This window comes from Haloferax volcanii DS2, assembly GCF_000025685.1.
GTDB classification, from domain to species: Archaea; Halobacteriota; Halobacteria; order Halobacteriales; family Haloferacaceae; genus Haloferax; species Haloferax volcanii.
In genome coordinates, this window is sequence record NC_013967.1 from 1,401,798 (window position 1) to 1,423,078 (window position 21,281).

20 protein-coding genes are annotated in these 21,281 nt (G+C 68.4%); 7 read left to right on the plus strand and 13 right to left on the minus strand.

What is annotated here, in order from left to right; genetic code table 11:
• Positions 1-70 precede the first annotated feature (70 nt).
• Positions 71-625 carry a class I SAM-dependent methyltransferase gene (locus tag HVO_RS12065; RefSeq protein ID WP_004041412.1) on the minus strand — a complete coding sequence of 185 codons (555 nt, stop codon included), beginning with the start codon at positions 623-625 and terminating at the stop codon, positions 71-73.
• A 196-nt stretch (positions 626-821) separates the two neighbouring features.
• Between HVO_RS12065 and HVO_RS12070 the strand changes: the two genes are divergently transcribed.
• Positions 822-1,010, plus strand: coding sequence for an HEWD family protein (locus HVO_RS12070; protein ID WP_013035288.1), 189 nt, complete (start codon positions 822-824; stop codon positions 1,008-1,010).
• Between the two features lie 29 nt (positions 1,011-1,039).
• Here HVO_RS12070 and HVO_RS12075 read toward each other — a convergent pair whose 3' ends face one another.
• Together HVO_RS12075 and HVO_RS12080 are read right to left on the minus strand one after the other, a co-directional pair.
• Positions 1,040-1,720 (minus strand): phosphoglycolate phosphatase, encoded by a 681-nt coding sequence (locus HVO_RS12075; RefSeq protein ID WP_004041414.1) that lies wholly within the window; start codon positions 1,718-1,720, stop codon positions 1,040-1,042.
• Between the two features lie 108 nt (positions 1,721-1,828).
• Positions 1,829-3,031, minus strand: a complete 1,203-nt coding sequence (locus tag HVO_RS12080) for a Cdc6/Cdc18 family protein (RefSeq protein ID WP_004041415.1) — start codon at positions 3,029-3,031, stop codon at positions 1,829-1,831.
• A gap of 356 nt (positions 3,032-3,387) precedes the next feature.
• On the opposite strand from HVO_RS12080, the gene glpA reads away from it, so the two are divergent.
• From glpA to ptsH1, 6 genes are all read left to right on the plus strand, one after another.
• Positions 3,388-5,148, plus strand: coding sequence for an anaerobic glycerol-3-phosphate dehydrogenase subunit GlpA (gene glpA, locus HVO_RS12085; RefSeq protein WP_013035654.1), 1,761 nt, complete (start codon positions 3,388-3,390; stop codon positions 5,146-5,148).
• Positions 5,135-6,403 carry a glycerol-3-phosphate dehydrogenase subunit GlpB gene (gene glpB / locus HVO_RS12090; RefSeq protein WP_013035543.1) on the plus strand — a complete coding sequence of 423 codons (1,269 nt, stop codon included), beginning with the start codon at positions 5,135-5,137 and terminating at the stop codon, positions 6,401-6,403. Before glpA ends, glpB begins: the two co-directional genes overlap by 14 nt.
• Positions 6,400-7,710 carry an anaerobic glycerol-3-phosphate dehydrogenase subunit C gene (locus HVO_RS12095; protein WP_013035640.1) on the plus strand — a complete coding sequence of 437 codons (1,311 nt, stop codon included), beginning with the start codon at positions 6,400-6,402 and terminating at the stop codon, positions 7,708-7,710. The genes glpB and HVO_RS12095 overlap by 4 nt, the downstream gene beginning before the upstream one ends.
• A 363-nt stretch (positions 7,711-8,073) precedes the next feature.
• Positions 8,074-9,606, plus strand: coding sequence for a glycerol kinase GlpK (glpK, locus tag HVO_RS12100; protein ID WP_004041419.1), 1,533 nt, complete (start codon positions 8,074-8,076; stop codon positions 9,604-9,606).
• A gap of 3 nt (positions 9,607-9,609) precedes the next feature.
• Positions 9,610-10,674 carry a hypothetical protein gene (locus HVO_RS12105; protein ID WP_004041420.1) on the plus strand — a complete coding sequence of 355 codons (1,065 nt, stop codon included), beginning with the start codon at positions 9,610-9,612 and terminating at the stop codon, positions 10,672-10,674.
• 97 nt (positions 10,675-10,771) lie between these two features.
• Positions 10,772-11,047 carry a phosphocarrier protein HPr gene (gene ptsH1, locus HVO_RS12110; protein ID WP_004041421.1) on the plus strand — a complete coding sequence of 92 codons (276 nt, stop codon included), beginning with the start codon at positions 10,772-10,774 and terminating at the stop codon, positions 11,045-11,047.
• 83 nt (positions 11,048-11,130) lie between these two features.
• Here ptsH1 and dhaM read toward each other — a convergent pair whose 3' ends face one another.
• The 10 genes from dhaM to HVO_RS12160 form a co-directional block, all read right to left on the minus strand.
• Complete coding sequence (gene dhaM / locus HVO_RS12115; protein ID WP_004041422.1) at positions 11,131-11,517, minus strand: dihydroxyacetone kinase phosphoryl donor subunit DhaM; 387 nt, start codon at positions 11,515-11,517, stop codon at positions 11,131-11,133.
• The gene (gene dhaL, locus HVO_RS12120; RefSeq protein ID WP_004041423.1) at positions 11,514-12,212 is read right to left on the minus strand and encodes a dihydroxyacetone kinase subunit DhaL; all 699 of its coding nucleotides are present in this window, start codon (positions 12,210-12,212) and stop codon (positions 11,514-11,516) included. Before dhaL ends, dhaM begins: the two co-directional genes overlap by 4 nt.
• Positions 12,213-12,335: 123 nt before the next feature.
• Positions 12,336-13,334, minus strand: a complete 999-nt coding sequence (gene dhaK, locus HVO_RS12125) for a dihydroxyacetone kinase subunit DhaK (RefSeq protein ID WP_004041424.1) — start codon at positions 13,332-13,334, stop codon at positions 12,336-12,338.
• Positions 13,335-13,499: 165 nt separating this feature from the next.
• Positions 13,500-16,631 carry an isoleucine--tRNA ligase gene (gene ileS, locus HVO_RS12130; RefSeq protein ID WP_004041425.1) on the minus strand — a complete coding sequence of 1,044 codons (3,132 nt, stop codon included), beginning with the start codon at positions 16,629-16,631 and terminating at the stop codon, positions 13,500-13,502.
• Between the two features lie 380 nt (positions 16,632-17,011).
• Positions 17,012-17,620 carry a hypothetical protein gene (locus HVO_RS12135; protein ID WP_004041426.1) on the minus strand — a complete coding sequence of 203 codons (609 nt, stop codon included), beginning with the start codon at positions 17,618-17,620 and terminating at the stop codon, positions 17,012-17,014.
• A 57-nt stretch (positions 17,621-17,677) separates the two neighbouring features.
• Positions 17,678-18,133: a hypothetical protein gene (locus tag HVO_RS12140; RefSeq protein WP_004041427.1), complete on the minus strand. Its 456-nt coding sequence runs from the start codon at positions 18,131-18,133 to the stop codon at positions 17,678-17,680.
• Positions 18,134-18,196: 63 nt separating this feature from the next.
• Complete coding sequence (locus HVO_RS12145) at positions 18,197-18,679, minus strand: acyl-CoA thioesterase (protein WP_004041428.1); 483 nt, start codon at positions 18,677-18,679, stop codon at positions 18,197-18,199.
• A 60-nt stretch (positions 18,680-18,739) separates the two neighbouring features.
• Positions 18,740-19,183, minus strand: coding sequence for a bifunctional nuclease family protein (locus HVO_RS12150; RefSeq protein WP_004041429.1), 444 nt, complete (start codon positions 19,181-19,183; stop codon positions 18,740-18,742).
• Between the two features lie 81 nt (positions 19,184-19,264).
• Positions 19,265-19,885 (minus strand): ArsR/SmtB family transcription factor, encoded by a 621-nt coding sequence (locus HVO_RS12155; RefSeq protein WP_004041430.1) that lies wholly within the window; start codon positions 19,883-19,885, stop codon positions 19,265-19,267.
• A gap of 63 nt (positions 19,886-19,948) precedes the next feature.
• Positions 19,949-21,277, minus strand: a complete 1,329-nt coding sequence (locus HVO_RS12160; protein ID WP_004041431.1) for a glycerate kinase type-2 family protein — start codon at positions 21,275-21,277, stop codon at positions 19,949-19,951.
• Positions 21,278-21,281: the final 4 nt, after the last annotated feature.

Here is a 21,281-nt window from a genome sequence, read left to right on the forward strand (position 1 = left end):
GAGAAGCGAATCAACTTCGGCACGGCTCACTGTTCAATTCTAACGGGGTCACTTCACGGGTTCGTTCGCGTCAGCGCCGGGCGACGCAGACGAACGTCTCGCGTCGGGTCTCGCCGTGGGTGACGGTGAAGCCGGCCGCTTCGAGCGCGGAGACGGCGTCGCCGAGGCCGAATCGCTCGTCTCGCGGCGGGCCGTCTTCGCCCGAGCCGGATGTGGACCAGTCGACCACGACCACGGTGCCGCCGGGACGGACGACGCGAGCGAGTTCGGCGAGCGCCTCGTCGGTGGCGAACTCGTGGTAGGTCATCGTCGAGAAGGCGGCGTCGAGGTGGTCGTCGTCGAACGGGAGCGACGCCACGTCGGCCGTGACGAACTCGACGTTGTCGGGCGCGCCCTTCTCGCGGTAGTAGTCGTGCATGACCGCCTGCACGTCGACTGCGTAGAGCGTGCCGACGTGCGGGGCGACCTCGTCGGTGAAAAAACCGGTGCCGCTTCCGAGGTCGGCGACGACGCGTTCGGGCGCGACGCCGAGGTGCGAGAGCAGTTCCTCCCGCGAGACGAACCGGAATCTCGCGGGGTCGTCCAGTTTCGCCGCCCTGTCGGCGTCGAAGGTGTGAAAGCCCATGCGATTCACTCCGCGTCCCGAGCCGTAAGTCCCATCGGTTCCTCCCCGAGTCGTGTTTGTCTCGTGCATAGCCGCCGGTGAGTCAGTCCGCCACCGGGTCGAAGCGGGTCGGCGCGAGTCGGCGCGAGTCCGAGCGACCGCCCGCGAAACTGCCGACGGCGATGGGCTTTTTTGCCCGGCAGTCGGTCTCACAGGTATGGAACCCCAACTTCGACGGCCGACGCGACGCGCCTGCGAGCGCTGCGGTCGGGTGGAACGCTGGGACGACGACGCCGCGACGTGGCTCGTCGCCGAGACGGACGGCGAGAAACGGGTCGGAAGCCCCTACTGCATCCACGAGTGGGACATCAACGGCCGCTTCGCTCCCTTCGAGGAACCGGCCTGAGACGCCGACGAGCGGCGCGCGGTCGGCGGTTACGCCGCGTCTTCTTCCCGGAGCGAGTCGAGCACCGACAGCGTGCCGTCCATGTACGACCGGTCGAGCACCGTGTCGGCGGCCTCCTTGGCTACGTCGTCCGCGTTGGCGACTGCGTACGACCGCCCGGCGACCCGGAACGTCGAGGCGTCGTTGACGCTGTCGCCGACGGCGACGAAGTCCTCGGGGTCGTAGTCCATCGTCTCGCAGACGCGTTCGAGGCCGACGCCCTTCTCGACTCCCGGCGTCTTGATGTGGTAGGCGAAGCCGGTGTCGATGACTTCGACGTCGAACTCGTCTGCGACTGCCCGGAGGAGCGCCTCGTCGGCGTTGAGACGGGCGATGATTTCGGTCTCGCGCCAGCGGTTCGCGGTGTCCGCGGCGTCCCAGCCGAGGTCGCCGCCGCGGGCGACGAACTCGTCGGCGGCGGCCTGCGCGGCCTCGCGGTCGCCGGTGAACGTCACCTCGCCGTCTGCGAGGACGACCCCGCCGTTCTCCGCGATGACGGTCTGTGGGAGGCCGAGATAGTGACACAGCGAGACCGGGTACGGAAACGCCTTGCCGGTGGCGAGGATGACGGGCGCGTCCCACGCCGGGAGCACCTCGAACGCGCGGGGGTCGAGATGTCCGTCCGCGTCGGTGAGCGTCCCGTCGATGTCGAGTACGAGCGGCGGAACCATACCCGGAGTTGGGCGACGGGGGAAAAAGGTTCAGCGGTCGGGGAGAACCGCGCCGCGGCCTGCGCTCTCGACGCCGACGACGAGCTCGTGGCGGCGAGCGCCTACGCCTCAGCGCTCGGCGTCGTCCAGCCCGCGGAACGCCAGCGTCGAGAAGTTCGGGACGGGTCGCGTCGCCGGTCTGCCCGGGCCGTCGGTGGAGTCGGAGTCCGAAACCCGGCGCACGATGCCGAGGTCCGAAAGCTCGTAGAGGACGCGCCGGACGGTCGCCGGCGACAGCGACACCCGCGGCGACGCGGCGATGTGCTCGGTTGCCGTCGAGACCGAGGCCGTCTCCTCGTCGTCGAGCGCGACGAACGCCCGGAGGACGCGCCGGCGGCTCTCTGGGAGCGCGAACACGCGGCCGAGCGAACAGCCGTCGTCGGGGACGGCGTCGATGCCGGCGCAGACGTACTCGGTATCGATTGTGTCCGCGCCGTCGGCCGCGGCGAGCGTCGCCGCCCCGTAGAGCGCCGACAGCGCGTCGTGGGCGTCGCCGTCGGCCCACTCGGCCACCTCGCGCGTCGCCACGTGCGGGAGCGCGCTGCGGGCGACGCCGTCCGACGCGCGCGCGACGAGGATATCGACGAGGCTGTGGCGCTCGTAGGCCGAGACGGCGATGGACGCCGCGTCGGTTACGTCGGTTGCGTCGTCGTCATCACCGGCTTCGGTCGCGTCGCTCCGCGGGTCACGGCCGACGGTGAGCACCGAGACGTGCGGCGACACCGAAGAAAGCGTCTCGACCGCCGTCGCCGCGGAGACGGTCTCCGGCTCGCCGACGTGGTCGACGGCGACGACCGCGTGTTCGTCGTGGGCGACCCGCGCCGTGAGCCGCTCGCGGAGCGCCTCGACGCCGACGCCCTGCGAGGGCACCGGCTCCTTCGAGAGCGTTTCGAGCGCCGCGTGAAGGAGCGCGAACTCGGTCGGAGCGTCCCGAGCGTCGACGTAGGCGAACGAGGTCGTCGGCGTGGCGGCGGTCCGCGTCGCGGTGTGGATGACCGACCGTCGGGCGGGGAGGGCGCTGGCGAGGTGCTCGAACAGCGCCGCGACGACCGCCGACTTCCCGACGCCCTTCGGCCCGTGGACGTGAGCGTCGGGCGGCAACTCGCCGTCGAACACCGGGTCGAGATGGTCGAGAATGCGTTCGAGCGTCGGACCGCGGCCGGTCGGCTCTCGGGGGTGAGCCGTCGGGTCGAGCGCGCTCAGGTCTCGGACGAGCCGCCGTCTCTTCCCGCCGCGTCGACGCCGCCTGGTGATTCTGTCTTCGAGGCGCATGGCGTGGAACGTTCCGTGGCTGACGGTATCCGGCGCACGCGTAAAAACCGACCACTACCGACAGCCACCGTGTTGAATGAGAACACGAAACACTATAATCGGCCGTCCGGAGCGCTTCAAAGGCAGTTGAGAGATTCGTGACGCCCACCGAGATCGAAGCAACCGTAACTAATAGTAACAATGGTTTTGAATTATTGCCGTCGTTTTGATTCGGCGTAGAAACGCCGAGATACGGTATTCTACGACCACTACGATGGCATTCCGGTCTGTGAAGTGGTCCGTTCTGTGAGACGAACGGGGTGCGAGACGAGTGAAGGTAAAATAAAGTGCCGTCGGTCCTACCTCACGAAAGACAGATGAAAAAATCGCCGAGCGTCCTCGTCATTGGCGGGGGGTCGACCGGCACGGGCATCGCGCGCGACCTCGCGATGCGCGGGCTGGACGTGACCCTCGTCGAGAAGGGGAACCTCACACACGGGACGACGGGGCGGATGCACGGACTCCTCCACAGCGGGGGCCGGTACGCGGTGTCGGACCAGCCGTCCGCCAAGGAGTGTATCGAAGAGAACCGCGTCCTGCGGCGTATCGCGGGCCACTGCGTCGAGATGACGGGCGGGCTGTTCGTTCAGCGCCCCGAGGACTCCGACGAGTACTTCGAGAAGAAACTGGAGGGCTGCCGCGAGTGCGGTATTCCGGCCGAAGTCCTGTCCGCCGAGGAAGCCCGCGAGATAGAGCCGTACCTCGCGAAGGACATCAAGCGCGCCATCAAGGTCCCCGACGGCGCGGTCGACCCGTTCCGCCTCTGCGTGGCGAACGCCGCGAGCGCCGTCGAACACGGCGCGCGCATCGAGACGCACTCCGAGGTCACGGACGTGCTCGTCGAGGGCGGCGAGGTCGTCGGCGTCGAGGTCACCCACCAGACCGGCACCGGCCCGTACGTCCACGGCGAACCCGGCGAGGTCGAGGAAATCCGCGCCGACTACGTCGTCAACGCGACGGGCGCGTGGGCCGGCCAAATCGGTGACTTCGCGGGCGTCAACGTGGAGGTCCGCCCGTCGAAGGGCGTCATGACCATCATGAACACCCGGCAGGTGGACACGGTCGTCAACCGCTGCCGGCCGAAGGGCGACGCCGACATCATCGTCCCCCACGAGACGACGTGCATCCTCGGGACGACCGACGAGGAAGTCGAAGACCCCGAGGACTACCCCGAGGAGGGCTGGGAAGTCGACCTGATGATAGAGACGCTCTCGGAGCTCGTGCCCATGCTGGCCGACGCGCGGACGATTCGCTCCTTCTGGGGCGTCCGCCCGCTGTACGAGCCGCCGGGCACCGGCACGGAGGACCCGACGGACATCACCCGCGAGTTCTTCCTGCTCGACCACGCTGACCGCGACGACCTGCCGGGCATGACGAGCATCGTCGGCGGCAAGCTCACGACCTACCGGATGATGGCCGAACAGATTTCTGACCACGTCTGCGAGAAGCTCGGCGTCGACGCCGAGTGCCGCACCGCCGACGAGCCGCTACCGGGCAGCGAGGACTTCACCGTCCTCCGCGACTACATGGACGACTTCGGCCTGCGGTCGCCCATCGGCCGCCGGTCGGCCCAGCGCCTCGGCTCGCGCGCCGACGAAGTCCTCAACAGCGTCGACCCCAACCCGGTCGTCTGCGAGTGCGAGGCCGTCACCCGCGCGGAGATTCAGGACGCCCTCGACACCGCGGGCACGGACCTCAACTCCGTGCGCATCCAGACGCGCGCCTCGATGGGCAACTGTCAGGGCGCGATTTGCTGTCACCGGATGGCGAACGAACTCGCGCCCGAGTACGACGAAAAGACCGTCCGCGCCTCCCTCGACGACCTCTATCAGGAGCGCTGGAAGGGCGAGCGCCACGCCATGTGGGGCACGCAGCTCTCCCAGACCGCGCTGAAGCACATGCTCCACGCGGCGACGATGAACCGCGACGAGGACCCCGCCGCGGCCGACGCCGACATCGACTTCGCCGCCTTCGACGACGGCGTCGCGTCCGGCGGCGCGGTGGCAGACGGCGGCCGCGAACGGGCCGCGGACCGCGCGGACGACGACGCGCTCGGAGGTGCAGATGGCGATAACTGACGACGTGCTCGTCATCGGCGGCGGCATCGCCGCCTGCACGGCCGCGCTCTCGGCCGCGGAGACGGGCGCTCGCGTGCGCCTGCTCGCCCACAAGAAGAGCACGCTCCGACAGGCCAGCGGCCTCGTGGACGTGCTCGGCTACGCCGGCGGCGACGGTCCCCTCTCGGACCCCTACGCCGGCCTCGACGCGCTCCCGGAGGGTCACCCCTACCACGTCGTCGGCGAGGACGGCGTCCGCGCCGGCCTCCGCATCTTCGACGAGGCGGTCGGCGACGCCTACCGCGGCGGCCACACGGACTCGAACGCGCTCGTGATGACCCACGGCGGTGCGGTGAAGCCGACCGCTCGGTATCCCGCGTCGGTCGCGCCCGGCCTCGCCAGTTCGTCGGGCGACACGCTGCTCGTCGGCTTCGCGGGTCTCACGGACTTCGACGCGCCCGTCGCGGCCGACCACCTCGCGGCCGCCGGCGTGCCGTTTTCGGCCCGCGGCGTCACCGTCGAGTTCCCCAAGCGGTTCCGCGCCGACGCGAAGGTGACCCGGTTCGCCAAGGCGCTCGACCGCGACGAGGACGTGGACGGCGGCACGGTCCGCTCCGTCCTCGCTGACACCGTCGCCGAGGAACTGGACGGCGAGTCGCGCGTCGGTTTCCCGGCGATGCTCGGCGACGACCACGACGAGGACGTCCGCGCGGAGCTTTCCGACCGACTCGGCGTCCCCGTCTTCGAGGTGCCGACCGGGCCGCCGAGCCTGCTCGGACTCAAGCTCGAAGACATCCTGTTCGACGCGCTCGACGAGGCGGGCGTCCGCATCTCCGCGGGCAACCCGGCGGTCGACTTCGAGGCCGACACCGGCCGCGTCGAGACCGTCGTCGTCGACCAGAAGAGCCGACCGACGCCCTACTCGGCCGACCAGGTCGTCCTCGCGACGGGCGGCCTCGTCGGCAAGGGCCTCGACTCCGACCGAGAGTCGGTCACAGAGCCCGTCTTCGGCTGTCACGTCCCGCACCCCGAGGACCGCTACGACTGGTCCGACCCCGAGGCGTTCGGCGACCACGCGTTCGCGCGCTTCGGCGTCGTCCCCGACGACGAACTCCGACCGACCGACGAAGACGGCGAACCGCACTTCGAGAACCTGCGCGCCGCGGGCGGCGTCGTCGGCGGTGCCGACGTGGCGCGCGAGAAATCCGCGAGCGGCGTCTCCTTGGCGACGGGTGCCGTCGCCGGCCGACTCGCGGGCGAGGAGGCAACCAGATGAGTGACGCAGAATCCCCAGGCAACCCGACTTTGACCCCCGACGCACAGACAGACGACTTCGAGGCCGTCGAGGTGTTCCCCGACAGCACCGATATGGACCTCCGTCCCGGCGCGGACAACTGTTACAAGTGCACCGCCTGCGACGTGTCCTGCCCGGTCGCGGAAGTCGACGACGAGTTCCCCGGGCCGAAGTTCCAGGGACCGGAGCAGTGGCGGCTCAAGCGCAAGGAAGACGAGGCCGTCGACGACTCCATCATGTCGTGTTCGAACTGCATGCGCTGTGACGACGCCTGTCCCTCGGGCGTCCCGCTCAGCCAGATGCACAACACGGCCCGCGGCGAGTACGTCGACGAGCAGATGGACAAGCTCTCGCGGGAGTACATCCGCAACCGCATCCTCGCCAACTACGGCACGCTCGCCCAGTTGGGCAGCATGTTCCCGCGGCTGGCGAACGCCGTCATGGGCAACTCGGTCGTCCAGCGGATAAACGAGAAAGTGCTCGGCATCACGGCCGAGCGCGACTTCCCCGAGTTCGCCACCCAGACGTTCCGCGAGTGGTGGAACGAACGCGGCGGCCCGCAGGTCCGCTCCGACGAAAAGCGCGTCGCCTACTTCCACGGCTGTTACTCCAACTACAACACGCCCGAGGTGGGCAAGGCGATGGTCCGCGTCTTCGAGTCGTTCGGCTACGAGGTCGTCGTCCCCAAGCAGCGCTGTTCCGGGACGCCGATGTTCGCAAACGGGATGCTCGACGACGCCAAGCGCGCCGCCGGCATCAACGTCGACAACTTCGCGGGGCTCATCCCCGAGGGCTACGACATCATCGCGTCGTGTACCTCCTGTTCGATGTCGCTCCGCCAGGAGTACCCCGAACTGTTCGACATCGACGGCATCGAGGACCTCTCGGCGCACACCTACGAGGCGCTGGAGTACCTCCGTATCCACGAGGACCTCGAAGGCGCGGTTCGCGAGGCCTCGGTCGACGACCAGGCGTTCGCGTACCACGCGCCGTGTCACGGCCGCAATCAGGGCCTCGACCGGCAGGCGGTCGAGCTGTTCCGCCAGCTCGACGGCGTCGAAGTCGAGGACGTGGGCGACTCCTGTTCCGGCATCTCCGGCACCTACGGCTGGAAGGAAGAGAAGTACGACAAGTCGATGCAGATCGGCGCGGACATGTTCGACCACATGGAGCACGCCCAGGGAAGCGTCGGCATGACCGAGTGCCCCACCTGCTCGATGCAGATGGAACACGGCACGGGCTACGACATCAAGCACCCGCTCCAACTCCTCGAAGAGGCGCTGGTCTGACTCGCGCGCACAACTGACGAACGGGACGCGTTCGACCGCCTTCGGACTCGGGCCGCGTCGCGCTCGGCGCGCGCGCCGGTTCGGCGGCGGTTTAGAGGACTTTGTTGCCGGTTAATCGCCGTTTTTTCCCGTTAATCGGCGGACGCGGTCGTTCTGTTCGCCAGACCGATCCGCTGGTTAAAACGGTCGAAAAAGCGTCCGTATGAAATAAAACTCCCGAATACAGTGGGTACAGGCCGTCTACCTCGATCATAAACGCCACAGTATGCGGGGCAGTAGTAAAGAAACATTTATCATATAATTTGTACACGTTTGTAGTGGTAGGACTCTCACACCGAGAGTTCGTATCGAGGTTGGTTAGAAATGTCAGGAGAAACTTACGTCGGTGCCATCGACCAAGGTACCACAGGCACGCGGTTCATGGTGTTCGACCACGACGGCAAGGTGGTCGCCAACGCCTACGAGAAGCACGAACAGATCTACCCAGAGCCCGGTTGGGTCGAACACGACGCAAACGAGATTTGGGACAACACGAAGCAGGTCATCGACGCGGCGCTTTCGAGCGCCGGGCTCGACGCCGAGCAGTTAGAAGCCATCGGCATCACGAACCAGCGCGAGACGACGCTCGTCTGGGACCGTGAGACCGGACAGCCGATTCACAACGCCATCGTCTGGCAGGACCGTCGGACGACCGACCGCATCGAGACGCTCGAAGCGGAGGGCAAGACCGACGACGTGCGCGCGAAGACGGGGCTCGAACCCGACGCGTACTTCTCTGCGACGAAAGCCGAGTGGCTGCTGGACAACTCCGACCCCATCAAGCTCCAGCGCTCCCGACCCGAAGATATCCGAGACCGCGCCGCCGACGGCGAACTCGCCTTCGGGACCATCGACACGTGGCTCATCTACAATCTGACGGGGAACCACATCACGGACGTGACGAACGCGTCGCGGACCATGCTGTTCAACATCCACGACATGGAGTGGGACGACGAACTCCTCGACGAGTTCAACGTCCCGCGCGAACTCCTCCCCGAGGTCCGCCCGTCGTCCGACGACGACTACTACGGCACGACCGACGCCGACGGCTTCCTCGGCGCGGAAGTCCCCGTCGCCGGCGCGCTCGGTGACCAGCAGGCCGCGCTGTTCGGCCAGACCTGTTTCGACGCCGGCGACGCGAAGAACACCTACGGCACCGGCTCGTTCATGCTGATGAACACCGGCGACGAGGCGGTCATGTCCGAACACGGCCTCCTCACTACCGTCGGCTTCCAGCGCTCCGGTGAGCCGGTCCAGTACGCCCTCGAAGGCTCCATCTTCATCACGGGCGCGGCTATCGAGTGGCTCGAAGACATGACGCTCATCGACAACGCCGCCGAGTCCGAGAAGCTCGCTCGGTCGGTCGAATCCACCGACGGCGTCTACTTCGTCCCCGCGTTCACGGGCCTCGGTGCGCCCCACTGGGACCAGCGCGCCCGCGGTACCATCGTCGGTATGACCCGCGGCACCCGCCGCGAGCACATCGTCCGCGCGACGCTCGAATCCATCGCGTTCCAGACGCGCGACGTGGCCGAGGCGATGGAGTCCGACAGTGAAATCGACCTCTCCAGTCTCCGCGTCGACGGCGGCGCTGTCAAGAACAACTTCCTCTGTCAGCTCCAGTCGAACATCCTCGACACGGAAATCGTCCGCCCGCAGGTCGACGAGACGACCGCCCTCGGCGCGGCCTACGCCGCCGGCCTCGCCGTCGGCTACTGGGAGACGCTCGACGAACTCCGCGAGAACTGGCAGGTCGACCGCGAGTTCGCCCCGAAAGACCCACAGAACGTCGAGCACCGCTACGGCCGCTGGAAAGAGGCCGTCGACCGCTCGCTCGACTGGGCACGGGAGGAATAACACGTGTTCGAAGCATTCGCACTCCAGATTCCGGTCATCGGCGTCAGTACCGAGCGGTTCATCGTCCTCCTGCTCGCGGCGTTCGCGGGCGGCATGTTCGGCGCGGCGCTCGGCGCGCTGCCGTCGTTCATCTTCACCGGCTTCGTCGTGTTGCTCGGCGAGACGGCGGGCATCGTCATCCGACAGTTCGAAGGTGCCGACCTCGTCACCGCCGGCGAACTCGGCACGGGTATCACCGGCAGTATCGGGTTCGGTCCGTTCGTCGGCCCGCACATCGCCTTCGCCGGCGGCGTCGCCGCCAGTGCCTACGCGGGCAAGCGGTACGCGGACATGGACCCCAGCGAGGGCGGCTACCACTTCGGTAAGGACATCACGTACGCGTTCGGCACGCAGCCCGACATCCTCGCAGTCGGCGGCCTCTTCGGCGTCCTCGGGCTCCTCATCTCCCGCATCGCGGGAGGTATCGGCCTCCCGCTCGACAGCGTCGCACTGTCCGTCATGACGACGGCGTTCATCGCGCGTATCGCCTTCGGCTACCCGCTCATCGGCTCGCCCGCCGGCAGCGGCCTCCTCGACATGTCGCCGTTCGAGAAGGGAACGATGCGCGGCGACGGGAGCGGCCGGCCCGCGACCGAACCGTGGCTCCCCCACCAGTACAAGTGGGTCAACATCGTTGTCATCGGTCTCGGAGCCGGTATCCTCGGCGGCTGGACGTGGCTCATCACGGAGAGCTTCTTCCTCGCCTACGGTATCTCCGCGGCCAGCCTGCTGTTCTTGAACCTCGGCGTCGAGAAGATACCCGTCACCCACCACATCACTCTCGGTGGGTCGGCGTTCGGAGCCGTCGCCGCCCCGATGGTCGGCGGGAGCGAACCGCTCATCATCGTCGCCGCCGCGGTCGGTGGTCTCATCGGCGCGCTGCTCGGCGAGGTCACCCAGCGCGTGGCCTACGCGCACTCCGGAACGCACGTGGACCCACCGGCGATGTCGATTACCATCTACTCGCTGCTCATCGGCGTGCTGTTCCTGCTCGGGGTCATCCCGAACTCGGCGTACCTCGGGCTCTAAACCCGGACGCCTCCGGCCCCGCACCCGTCGTTCACGATTTTTCTGCGCCGCGTTCCGCAACCGGTAGCGATAACGCTCCGCGGTCGATACCCGACGTATGGAACGCATCGTCACCGTCGTCCCGAAAGACGGCCTGCACGCACGTCCCGCCTCCCAGTTCGTCGAGACCGCGAACTCCTTCGACGCCGACATCCAACTCGGCCGGGCCGACGAGGACGACCTCGTCCCCGCCGCCAGCATGCTCGCCGTCACCGGCCTCGGCGTCGGCCACGGCGAGGAGATTCGCCTCGTCGCCGACGGCGACGACGCGGAGGCCGCGCTCGACGCGCTCGAAGCAGTGCTCTCGACGCCCGAAGCCGGCGACGAAGAATAAGAACCGACGGCCCGCCGCTCCCGCGGCGGTCTTTTACCGGCACGAATCGACGAACCGACTCAGTTCGGCCGGTTCAGCGCAGATCAGTTCAGCTTCCGGTAGTCGCGGGCGTCCTCGGCGCGCTCGACGACCGAGTCGAGCGTCGCCTTCTTGCTCGTCGTCTCGACGGCCGCGTTGAGCGTCCCCTCCAGCACCGGCGCGTCCGCGATGACCGCCTCGGAGTCCATCGCCGTCTCGATGGCGAGCTCCGCGTTCATCACGGCGCTGCCGAGGTCGACGAGGACGACGACTCCGTCGCCGTCGTCCGCCTCCTCGATGCCCTCGCGGATGCGGTCCGGCGAGGTTCCGATGCCGTCTTCGTCGCCGCCGGCGGGGACGATGCGGGCGTTGCCGCCGCCCATCTGCGCCGCGACCTCCGCGATTCCCTCGGCCGCCTTCGCGCTGTGCGAGACGACGACGAGGCCAATCATTCGCCTCTCCCGACCGCGTCTTCGGCCCGCGCGTCGCGGTCGACCTCGCCGTCGAGGTACTCCTCGGCCGTTTCGAGGAGCTCTTCGAGGATGAACAGCGTGCTCGTCGCGCCGGGGTCCTGATGGCCGACCGAGCGCCAGTCGAGGAACGACGCGCGGCCCTTCATCGCCTTGATGGGGACGGTGAAGGCGACGCCGCGCTCGGCCGCGTCGACGGCCTTGGCGAGGGCTTCCAGCGGCGGGAGGTCGTCCTGCTCGATAGACTTCTTGTAGGTGTGGACGGCGGGCACGAGCGCGTCGACCATCGTCTTCGCGCCGACCTGCGCGCCGCCGCGGTCCTTGACCTTGTCGAGGTACGCTTCGGCGAACGCCACCGACGACTCGGCGGTGATGCCGTCTTCGAGCTCTTGGCTAGCGAACATGATAGAGCCGCCGTAGAGGGGGCCGGAGGCCCCGCCGACGTTCGAGATGAGCGTCGTCCCGACGTTTTTGACGACCTCGTTCGGCTCCATCTCGACGAACTCCTCGCGCTTGTCGGCGGCCTTGCCGAAGCCGCGTTCCATGTTCGCGCCGTGGTCGGCGTCGCCGATGGCGGAGTCGAGGTCCGTGAGATACTCCCTCTCCTCGGCGAGGCGCTCCGCGACGTTGTCGAGCGCGTCCAGCACCGCTTCGCGTTGTGTCTCTGCGTCAGCCATGGCTGACCTTCGTCGGCCGGGGGTTAATCCCTTGTCCCGCGGGACTGTTCTGCCGCGAAAAATCGGTGACGTGTCGGGGGTCGTCGGCGCGAGTTCGCTGCGACCGACGACGCGGCGCGTCGCTTACTCGGTGACGGTCAGGCCGGGCGTCTCCGCGGGCGCGCCGAGCAGTTCCTTCAACTCGTCGTCGACGCGGAGCACGGAGACCGAACAGCCCATCATGTCGAGCGAGGTCATGTAGTCGCCGACCCACGCGTCCCACGTCTCGACGCCGCGGTCGTCGAGGATGGACTGGAGCTTGCGGTTGACGATGTACAGCTCCGACAGCGGCGTGCCGCCCATGCCGTTGACCATCGTCACGACCTCCTCGCCCTCGCCGAGGTCGAGGTCGTCGAGGACGTTCTCGGTCAGGTGTTCGGTAATCTCGTCGGCGCTCATGACGTCGGCGCGCTCGGTGCCCGGCTCGCCGTGGATGCCGATGCCGAGTTCGATTTCGTCCTCGCCGAGGTCGAACGTCGGCTCGCCCTTCTCCGGGGTGACACAGGAGGTGAGCGCCATCCCCATCGTCCGCACGTTGTCGACGACCTTCTCCGCGACCGCCGTGACCTCGTCGAGGTCGCCGCCCGCGGCGGCCTTCGCGCCCGCGCACTTGTGGACGAAGATGGTGCCCGCGACGCCGCGGCGACCCGAGGTGTACAGCGAGTCCTCGACGGCCACGTCGTCGTTGACGACGACCTGCTCGACGTCGACGCCCTCCATGCCGGCCATCTCGGCGGCGGTGTCGAAGTTCATCACGTCGCCCTCGTAGTTCTTGACGACGCAGAGGACGCCCTCGCCCGCGTCCGTCGCCTGAATCATCTCGTTCAACTGGTCGGCCGTCGGGGAGGTAAAGACCTCACCGGCCGCCGCGCCGTCGAGCATCCCCTCGCCGAGATAGCCCGCGTGCGTCGGCTCGTGGCCCGACCCGCCGCCGGAGACGACCGCGACCTTCCCCTCGGCCGGCGCGTCGTCGCGGACGAGAACGTTCGTGCCGTCGAGCCGGCGCAGTTCGGGGTGCGCCGCGACCATCCCGTCGAGCATCTCGTCTACGACCGCTCCGGGTTCGTTGATGAGTTTTTTCATGACTCACCGTCCCTCACGTTCGATGAGGCCAAAAGTGTTGGTCAGTCGGAAGTCGAGGCGGTCGCCGTCTGCGAAAAATCGGTGGTAAGCACCCTCCATTTCGCGGGTCGCGGCGGCGGCCGAACGCCGGCGGCGACCGGGGAGGGACGGAAACGCGCGACCGCCTCAGTCGAGTTGGGTGACCGCGATAGTCACCGACACGTCTTCGACGTCCCACGTCTCGACCGTCTCGCCCTCGGCGCTTCCGAGGTCGAACTCGCGGGCGCGGACCTCCTCGGCGATGAGGTCGCTGTTCTCCTCGACGAAGCCGGCGACGCGCTCGTCGTCGACGCCGAGCGACACGTCGATTTCGGCCTCCACGTCGAGGTCGAGCTGTTTGCGCATCTCCTGAATCCGGCGGATGACGTCGCGGGCGTAGCCCTCGGACTCGATGTCGTCGGTGAGTTCGGTGTCGACGTAGACCGTGCCGCCCTCGAAGTCGGCACCGCTGACGTGTTTCGGCGGTTCCGCGCGGTACGAGACCATCTCGTCGGTGAGGTCGTACGTCTCGCCGTCGACCTCGACGCCGGATTCGACCTCGGCGCGCGAGAGGCCTTCGACTGCCTCCATGATTTTTTGCGCCTCAGCGCCGAACTCCGGCCCGATGACGCTCATCTGCGGCTCGGCCGTCTCGACGAGTTCGTCGAAGACCTCGACGACCTGCACGTCGCGGGTGTTCACGCGCTCCGCGAGGAGGTCCGAGAGGGCGTCGACCGCCTCGGCGACGTCCTCGTCGTCGGATTCGACGACGATTCGCGAGACGGGCCAGCGGAGCTTGCGGCCGCCGAGTTGGCGGGCGTGCGCCGCGGCCTCCTCCACGTCGCGGAGGACGGCCATGTTGGCCTCCAGTTCCTCGTTTCGGAGCTCCTCGTCGGCCTCGGGGTACGACAGCATGTGGACGGTCGTCTCCGAGCCGTCGAGCCGCTGGTACATCCGCTCGGCCATGTAGGGTGCGTAGGGCGCGATGAGCCGGATGGACTCCGAGAGCACCGTCGAGAGCGTGGCGTACGCGCCGAGCTTCGACGCCGAGTCCTCCTCGTCCCACATGCGCTCGCGGATGGCCTTCACGTAGAAGCGCGACACGTCCTTCGTGATGAAGTCGAGGAGCGTGTTGAGCGCGGTGGAGACCTCGTAATCGTCCCACGCGTCGGCCATCTCGGCCTCGACGGTCTGGAGCCGCGAGAGCACCCACTCGTCGACGACGGTGAGTTCGCCCGCAGAGAGGTCGGCCTCGGCGGGGTCGTAGCCGTCGAGGTCCATGTACGGAAGCGGGAAGCGGAAGACGTTCCAGAAGATGTTGAGCGTCGACTGGGTGTCCGCGAGGCCGTCCCACTCGAACGAGAGGTCGACGCCCTGCTGGTCGTGGCTGAGGAGGTAGGCGCGAAGCGGGTCGCGGCCGGCGCGGTCGATGGCCTCCTCGGGCGTCACGATGTTGCCGACGGACTTCGACATCTTGCGGCCGTCCTTGTCGTTGGCGAAGCCGTGCATGATGACCTCCTTGTACGGCGACTCGCCGGTCGCGGCGGTGCCCATACCGAGCTGCGACCAGAACCAGCCGCGGGTCTGGTCGTGCGCCTCGATGATGAGGTCGGCGGGCCACAGTTCGTCGTAGGCGTCCGTCTCGCCGGGGAAGTCGAGCGTGCCCCACGTGGCGACCGAGGAGTCTATCCACACGTCGAACACGTCGGGGACGCGCTCGTAGGTGACGCCGTCTTCGGTGATGGTGATGGGGTCCACCGAGGGGCGGTGGAGGTCCACCGTCTCGGGGTCGATATCCTGGTCGGCGCGCTCGGCCAGTTCCTCTCGCGTGCCGACGACAATCATCTCCTGTGCGTCCTCGGCGTCGGCGTCCTGCGGAACCCAGATGGGAAGCGGGATGCCCCAGTAACGCTGCCGGGAGACGTTCCAGTCGGGCGCGTCGCTCACGAAGTCGCGGAAGCGGTTGTCGCGGGCCCACTGCGGGTGCCACTCGGACTCCTCGATGTTGTCGAGGAGCTGTTCTTTCACGTCGGTGACCGTGATGAACCACTGGTCGGTGGCGAGGAAGATGATGTCCGTGTCACAGCGCCAACAGTGGCCGTAGCGGTGGTCGTGCTCGCCGGCGTGGAGCAGGTGGCCGAGTTCGTCGAGGTCCTCGATGACCTCCGGGTTGGCGTCGCGGACGAAGGTGCCCGCGTAGTCGCCGCCCTGCTCGGTGAACTCGCCTTTGTCGTCCACGGGGACGAACACGTCGAGGCCGAGTTCCTGCCCGCGGGCGAAGTCCTCCTGCCCGTGGCCGGGCGCGGAGTGGACGAGGCCCGTGCGGTCGGCCTCGACGTAGTCGGCGGTGTACACCTGTCCCGCGCCCTCGAAGTCGGCGTACTCGTCGACCACGCCGTCGAGCGGGTGGTCGTACTCCCAGCCGACCATCTCCTCGCCCGTGACCTCCGAGAGCACCTCGTAGTCCTCGTAGCGGCCCTTCTTCAGGACCTCCTCGACGCAGGGCTCGGCGAGGTAGAGCACTTCGCTCTCGCCGTCCTTCTCGGCGCGGACCTCCTGATACGTCATCTCGCCGTCGACGGCGACGAACGTGTTCGCGGGGATGGTCCACGGCGTCGTCGTCCAGATGACGAGGTTGCCCTCGCGGCCCTTCAGGGGGAACTTGACGTAGATGGACGGCGAGGTGATTTCGTCGTACTCGACCTCGTTGGCCGCGATGGCGGTCTGACAGCGCGGGCAGTAGTTGACGCTGCGCTTGCCCTGTTCGACGAGTCCGTTTTCGGCGACCTTCGAGAACGCCCACCACGCGGACTCCATGTACTCGGGCGACAGCGTCTGGTAGGGGTTGTCCCAGTCCATCCACGCGCCGATGGACTGGAAGTCCTCGTCCATCGCCTCGCGGTTGCGGACGGCGAACTCCTTGCACTTCTGGATGAACTGCTCCATGCCGAACTCCTCGATGTCGCGCTTCGAGGTGAAGCCGAGTTCCTCCTCGACTTTGACCTCGATGGGGAGGCCGTGCATGTCGTAGCCGGGGCGGTCCGTGACCTGCTGCCCCGTCATGCGCTTGTGCCGGATGACGGCGTCCTTCAGCGTCTTGTTCCACGCCGTGCCGAGGTGCATCTGGCCGGACGTGTACGGCGGGCCGTCGACGAAGAAGAACGACGGGTCGTCGGCGTGTGCCTCCTTCGTCGCCTCGTACGCGTCGTTCTCGTCCCAGTACTCGCCGACGACGGACTCCACGTCCGACGGCGTGTACTGGTCTGCGATGTCTTCCATACCCCGTCCTTCTCGCGGATATATATCAAAACGGCGGGTCTGGTCCGCGTCGGCGGGACGTGCCGCCGGGTCGGACTCAGACACGGGCGACACTCCGCCGTCGAGGGGCGGCCCGCCGCGCTCGCGGGTGCAGTCGCCGGGTTGCTGGCCGCTGCCGATGGCCTGTTGGTCGCTGTCGAGACGCCTGTCGGGTGCGAGTCGTGTGTCGCTCCATGTGGGGTTCCGTGGTCGTGGTCAGGTCACACCGGACGAGAGACCGCTGTGCTCGGAAGTCGATACGGGCGGGAGTCGAGGATGAGAGATGTGCGAGGCTACCGCCCCGCAATACTGGGCGACGGGGCGACGACCGAGGTCGGAACTGGCCGACCGCGACGCCGACGCTATCGGTCCGCCCAGCGACCGACGCGGTAGGTCGCCACAGTCTGTTCGGGGTCGGACCCGTGGGTCGTGCCGGACTCGTCGTCGCGCTCGAACACCCGGAGCGCGGCGTTCGTCGGGGCCGCCCCCCTCGCAACGTCGAACGTCGAGAGGTGGGTGCAGACGAGCGTGTCGGCATCCACCTCGAACACCTCGGGGTCGGCCGGCGGCGACCGCCGAATCGGGATGTCGGCGTCGCGCCATCCGGTCCACGACGGCGAAAGCGCGGTGTTGTAGAACGCGGCGTCCTCGCGGGGCATCCGGACCTCGAACAGGAGGACGAACGAGTCGCCGTCGGCTTCCAGCAGGTCGTTCGAGTACTGCCCCTGCATCGCGCGGTCGGTGAACACGTCCCGCTGGTCGGCCGGCGGGTCCGAAAAGAGCCACCCGCGGAAATCGGCGTCGTCGGGGAACGACCCGTTCACGTACTGTTCGTCTGCCGGGTGGAGTTTCGAGTGGCCGGTGTCGGCGCGGATGCGACCGCTTGTGGTCCGTCGGGCGTCGGCGAGACAGCCCGAGAGACCGGCAAGCGAGAGCGCGGCGGCGCTCGAAAGGAGGGCTCGGCGGTGCATACTGTCGTGTGGCGCGGGAACGACATAAACGTCCGCCGTGACGCGAGTCCCGGCGGCTCAGCCGAAGTCCGGCAGGTCGTCGGGCGCTTCGTACTCGGACTCCCAGTCGATGTAGTCGTCTTTGAGCACGTCGCACACGTCCTGTCCGAGTTCGGTGAGGCCGGCGTTGATAGACGACACCTCGCCCCACGAGGTGAGTTCGGGGTGGAGTTCGCGCTCCTTCCAGTCCTCGGGGATGCCCGGCGCGTGGTAGCCGACGCGGTCCGCGAAGTCGTCCCAGAAGAAGTCGAAGTGGGAGAGGAGGTCGAGGTCGAGGACGATTTCCCACTGCGCCTCCGTGACGGGTGTCTCCGCGGCCCACGCCTCGAAGGCGCCGGCCCACGCGCCGGCTTCGAGGAACTCCTCCAACTCGGCGCGCTTGAAGTCGGCGTCGGCCGCCACCTGCGCGTCGTCGTACTGGTTCGGGTCGACGGTCGGGAGCGACGGCGGAGCCGGGACGGGAACGTCGAGCATGGTCGCCAGTCGGTCGCCGCGGGGGAAAAGAGTTCGGCGCTGTCGTCGGTGGGAGCGTCCGCCCTACTCCATGCGCTCGATGACGGATTCGAGCTGGTCGGCGCGGGCGGCGACCGCCTCGGCGCGGAGTTCCTCTTCCTCGTCGGTCTCGCAGACGAGGCGGGGCACGGGCGTCGGCTTCCCGTCGTCGTCGAGCGCGACGAACGTCAGGAACGACGTGGTCGTCTTCCGTCGCTCGTCGGTCTTCGGGTTCTCGGCGTGCACGTCGACTTTCACGTCCACGCTGGTCCGACCGACGTTGAACACGTACGCCTCCATGACGGCCACCTCACCGAGGTCGATGGGGCCGATGAAGTCGACGTGGTCCATCGACGCGGTGACGCACTGGCGGTTCGAAAAGCGCATCGCCGCGATGGCCCCGCAGATGTCCATCCAGTGGAGGACCGCGCCACCGAGGGCTCGCCCGAGGTTGTTGGTGTCGTTCGGCAGGAGGAGTTCGGTCATCTCGGTGCGCGACTCGTCGAGCGTCGCGGTGGGTTCGCTCATGCGAGCAGGGTCACGCCGAGGGGGCTTGAAATCGTGGGGCGCGGCGGCGACGGCCCCGGGTCACTCGTCGAAGTCGGCGTCGAACGCCTCGGGCGACTGGCCGGCGGCGTCGAGCACTTCGTCGGAGACGAGAATCGGGCAGTCGACGCGAATGGCGAGGGCGATGGCGTCGCTCGGGCGCGCGTCGAAGACGACCGACCGCGCCTCGCCGTCGTGGTAGCGCTCGGCGTCGACCTTGGCGAGGAACGTGCCGTTCGAGAGGTCGTCGATGCGGATGCTGTCGATTGCCCCCCCGAACTCCGTCACCATCTCGACCAGGAGGTCGTGAGTCAGCGGGCGCTCGAACTGCTCGCCGGAGAGACCGAGTTGGATGGCCTGAGCCTGGTCCGACGTGATGACGATGGGCAGGAACTCGTCGCGCGCTTCGAGGACGACCGCCGGGACGTTCGAGCCGTCTTCGCCGACGCCGACCCCGATACCGCGGACCACGGCACGGTGTTTCATGCTACGTTGTAGTTGGGGGGAGTACGAATAGTTACCCCAGCGCGAATCGCCGGCCCGGTCGCCGTCGGCCCCCGCGGGGCCTCACCGTCGGGCGAACTGGACGGCCGCGACGACGAGCAGGATGACGAGGCCGCCGGCGAAGAAGGCGAGCCCCGGCGGGACGACCTGCGCCGCCGCGGGCGCGGCCTCCGCGGCCATCGTCGAGACCGCCCCGGCGTCGGCGGACTCCGCGGCACTGCCACCGCCGCCGAGGACGCCGACCCCGCGCGTGGCGACCCACTGGACGAGCGCCGACAGCAGCGCCAACACGGCGACGCCGCCGAGCAGGCCCGACAGCATGGACGCCAGCCCCGTCCGCGTCTCCTCGCCGGCGGCGACGACGACGAGCGGCCTGTCGGCGGGCGCGTACACCTTCATCTCGCGGCCCTTCTCGGAGTAGACGGTGTCGACCACCTCGACGAGGCCCGCGTCGTCGAGCTTTCGGAGGTGGTACTGGACGTTCTGGAGCGACGTGTCGACGCGTTCCGCGAGCTCCGCGGCGTTCGTCGGCTCCTCGTGGAGCGCGGCGAGCACGCGGCGGGCCGTCCCCGACGAGAGCGCCGACAGGAGGTCCGACGCCTCGTCGTCTTCGAGTCCGATGACCCGCGGGGAGGACTCGTCCGCGGCGGAGGTGTCGGGAGTGGAGGGCAACAAACCGGCCATGGCGTGGAGTACTCCGCCGGAGGATACAAACCTGTTGTCCCGCCAGCCGAAAATCGCCGGCGCTCAGACGCCCTCGCTGACCACGAGGACGCGCAGGTCGTTGACGTTCGTCCCCGTCGCGCCGGACTCGACGAGCGCGCCGGCCTCCCGGAGCACTGGGAGCGCGTCGTTTCTCGCCAGCGCGGCGTGGGCGTCGCCCGCGGCGACCGACGAGGCGTCAACGACCGCGCCCGCGACCTCGGTCCCGCCGTCTTTTCCGTCGCTGTCGATGCTGGCGAGGACGGTCTCGTCGGGGAGTTCCGCGGCGGCCGCGAGGCAGAATTCGAGGTTCGGCCCGCCGTCGCCGTCGCCGCGGACCGTTACGGTACACTCGCCACCCGAGAGGACCACCGCGGGCGCGGTGATCGGGTTTCCGGTCGCCAGCGACTCCTCCGCGACGGCGACGTGGGTCTTCGCGGCCTCGCGCGCCTCGCCGCGCACGCGAGAGGAGAGGATGAGCGACTCGTACCCGCGGTCGTCGGCCACCTCGCGGGCGGCGTCGAGCGCGGTGAACGTGTCCGCGAGGACGTGGTTCGTCACCCGGTCGAACACCGGGTCGCCGGGCTTCGGCGTCTCCGGCACGTCGCCCGCGGAGCCGCGGGCGAGGCGCGTGCGGACCGGTTTGGGCACGTCGAGGTCGAAGCGGTCCAGCACGTCGAGGGCGTCGTCGTAGGTCGTCTCGTCTGGCGCGGTCGGGCCGGAGGCGATGACGCCGAGGTCGTTTCCGACCACGTCCGAGAGGACGAGGCCGACGACCGTCGCGGGCGCGGCGAGTCGCGCGAGACCGCCGCCTTTCAGCGTCGAGACGTGCTTTCTGACCGCGTTGAGGTCGTGAATCTCCGCGCCGCTTTCGAGCAGTCTGTCGGTCGTCTCCTGCAACTCGGCGAGCGAGATGCCCTCGGCGGGGGCCGGGAGGACCGCGCTCGCGCCGCCCGTGATGGCCGCGAGGACGAGCGTCCGGTCGTCGAGGTCCGAAAGGAGGTCCACGAGTCGCCGGGTGCTCTCGACGCCGCGCGCGGAGGGGACCGGGTGGTCGCCGGGGAGTCGCTCGATGCGTCCGTCGGGGCTCGGCGTCGGGTCGGGCGTCACGACGACGCCGTCGTCGATGCGGTCGCCGAGGACGGCTTCGAGGGCGTCGGCGACGCCGTCGCCGGCTTTGCCCCCGCCGACGACGAGGATTCGGTCGTAGGCGCTCAGGTCGTAGGTCTCGTCCGCGACGGTCAGCGTGTCGCCGTCGAGCGACACCGACTCGCGGACGACGCGGTCGGGAAGGACGGCCTCGACGCCGGCGCGGAGACAGTCGATGGCCGTCTCGTGGGCGGGCGTCGGGGTTCGCGCGTCGAACTCCTGCATAGTT

Coding starts and splice junctions, on each gene's coding strand:
- HVO_RS12070 (WP_013035288.1), top strand. CDS start 822: ATGGAACCCCAACTTCGACGGCCGACGCGACGCGCCTGCGAGCGCTGC.
- ileS (WP_004041425.1), bottom strand. CDS start 16,631: ATGGAAGACATCGCAGACCAGTACACGCCGTCGGACGTGGAGTCCGTC.
- dhaL (WP_004041423.1), bottom strand. CDS start 12,212: ATGGCTGACGCAGAGACACAACGCGAAGCGGTGCTGGACGCGCTCGAC.
- dhaK (WP_004041424.1), bottom strand. CDS start 13,334: ATGAAAAAACTCATCAACGAACCCGGAGCGGTCGTAGACGAGATGCTC.
- HVO_RS12065 (WP_004041412.1), bottom strand. CDS start 625: ATGGGCTTTCACACCTTCGACGCCGACAGGGCGGCGAAACTGGACGAC.
- dhaM (WP_004041422.1), bottom strand. CDS start 11,517: ATGATTGGCCTCGTCGTCGTCTCGCACAGCGCGAAGGCGGCCGAGGGA.
- HVO_RS12135 (WP_004041426.1), bottom strand. CDS start 17,620: ATGCACCGCCGAGCCCTCCTTTCGAGCGCCGCCGCGCTCTCGCTTGCC.
- HVO_RS12075 (WP_004041414.1), bottom strand. CDS start 1,720: ATGGTTCCGCCGCTCGTACTCGACATCGACGGGACGCTCACCGACGCG.
- ptsH1 (WP_004041421.1), top strand. CDS start 10,772: ATGGAACGCATCGTCACCGTCGTCCCGAAAGACGGCCTGCACGCACGT.
- HVO_RS12160 (WP_004041431.1), bottom strand. CDS start 21,277: ATGCAGGAGTTCGACGCGCGAACCCCGACGCCCGCCCACGAGACGGCC.
- HVO_RS12150 (WP_004041429.1), bottom strand. CDS start 19,183: ATGAAACACCGTGCCGTGGTCCGCGGTATCGGGGTCGGCGTCGGCGAA.
- HVO_RS12145 (WP_004041428.1), bottom strand. CDS start 18,679: ATGAGCGAACCCACCGCGACGCTCGACGAGTCGCGCACCGAGATGACC.
- glpA (WP_013035654.1), top strand. CDS start 3,388: ATGAAAAAATCGCCGAGCGTCCTCGTCATTGGCGGGGGGTCGACCGGC.
- HVO_RS12155 (WP_004041430.1), bottom strand. CDS start 19,885: ATGGCCGGTTTGTTGCCCTCCACTCCCGACACCTCCGCCGCGGACGAG.
- HVO_RS12095 (WP_013035640.1), top strand. CDS start 6,400: ATGAGTGACGCAGAATCCCCAGGCAACCCGACTTTGACCCCCGACGCA.
- glpB (WP_013035543.1), top strand. CDS start 5,135: ATGGCGATAACTGACGACGTGCTCGTCATCGGCGGCGGCATCGCCGCC.
- glpK (WP_004041419.1), top strand. CDS start 8,074: ATGTCAGGAGAAACTTACGTCGGTGCCATCGACCAAGGTACCACAGGC.
- HVO_RS12080 (WP_004041415.1), bottom strand. CDS start 3,031: ATGCGCCTCGAAGACAGAATCACCAGGCGGCGTCGACGCGGCGGGAAG.
- HVO_RS12140 (WP_004041427.1), bottom strand. CDS start 18,133: ATGCTCGACGTTCCCGTCCCGGCTCCGCCGTCGCTCCCGACCGTCGAC.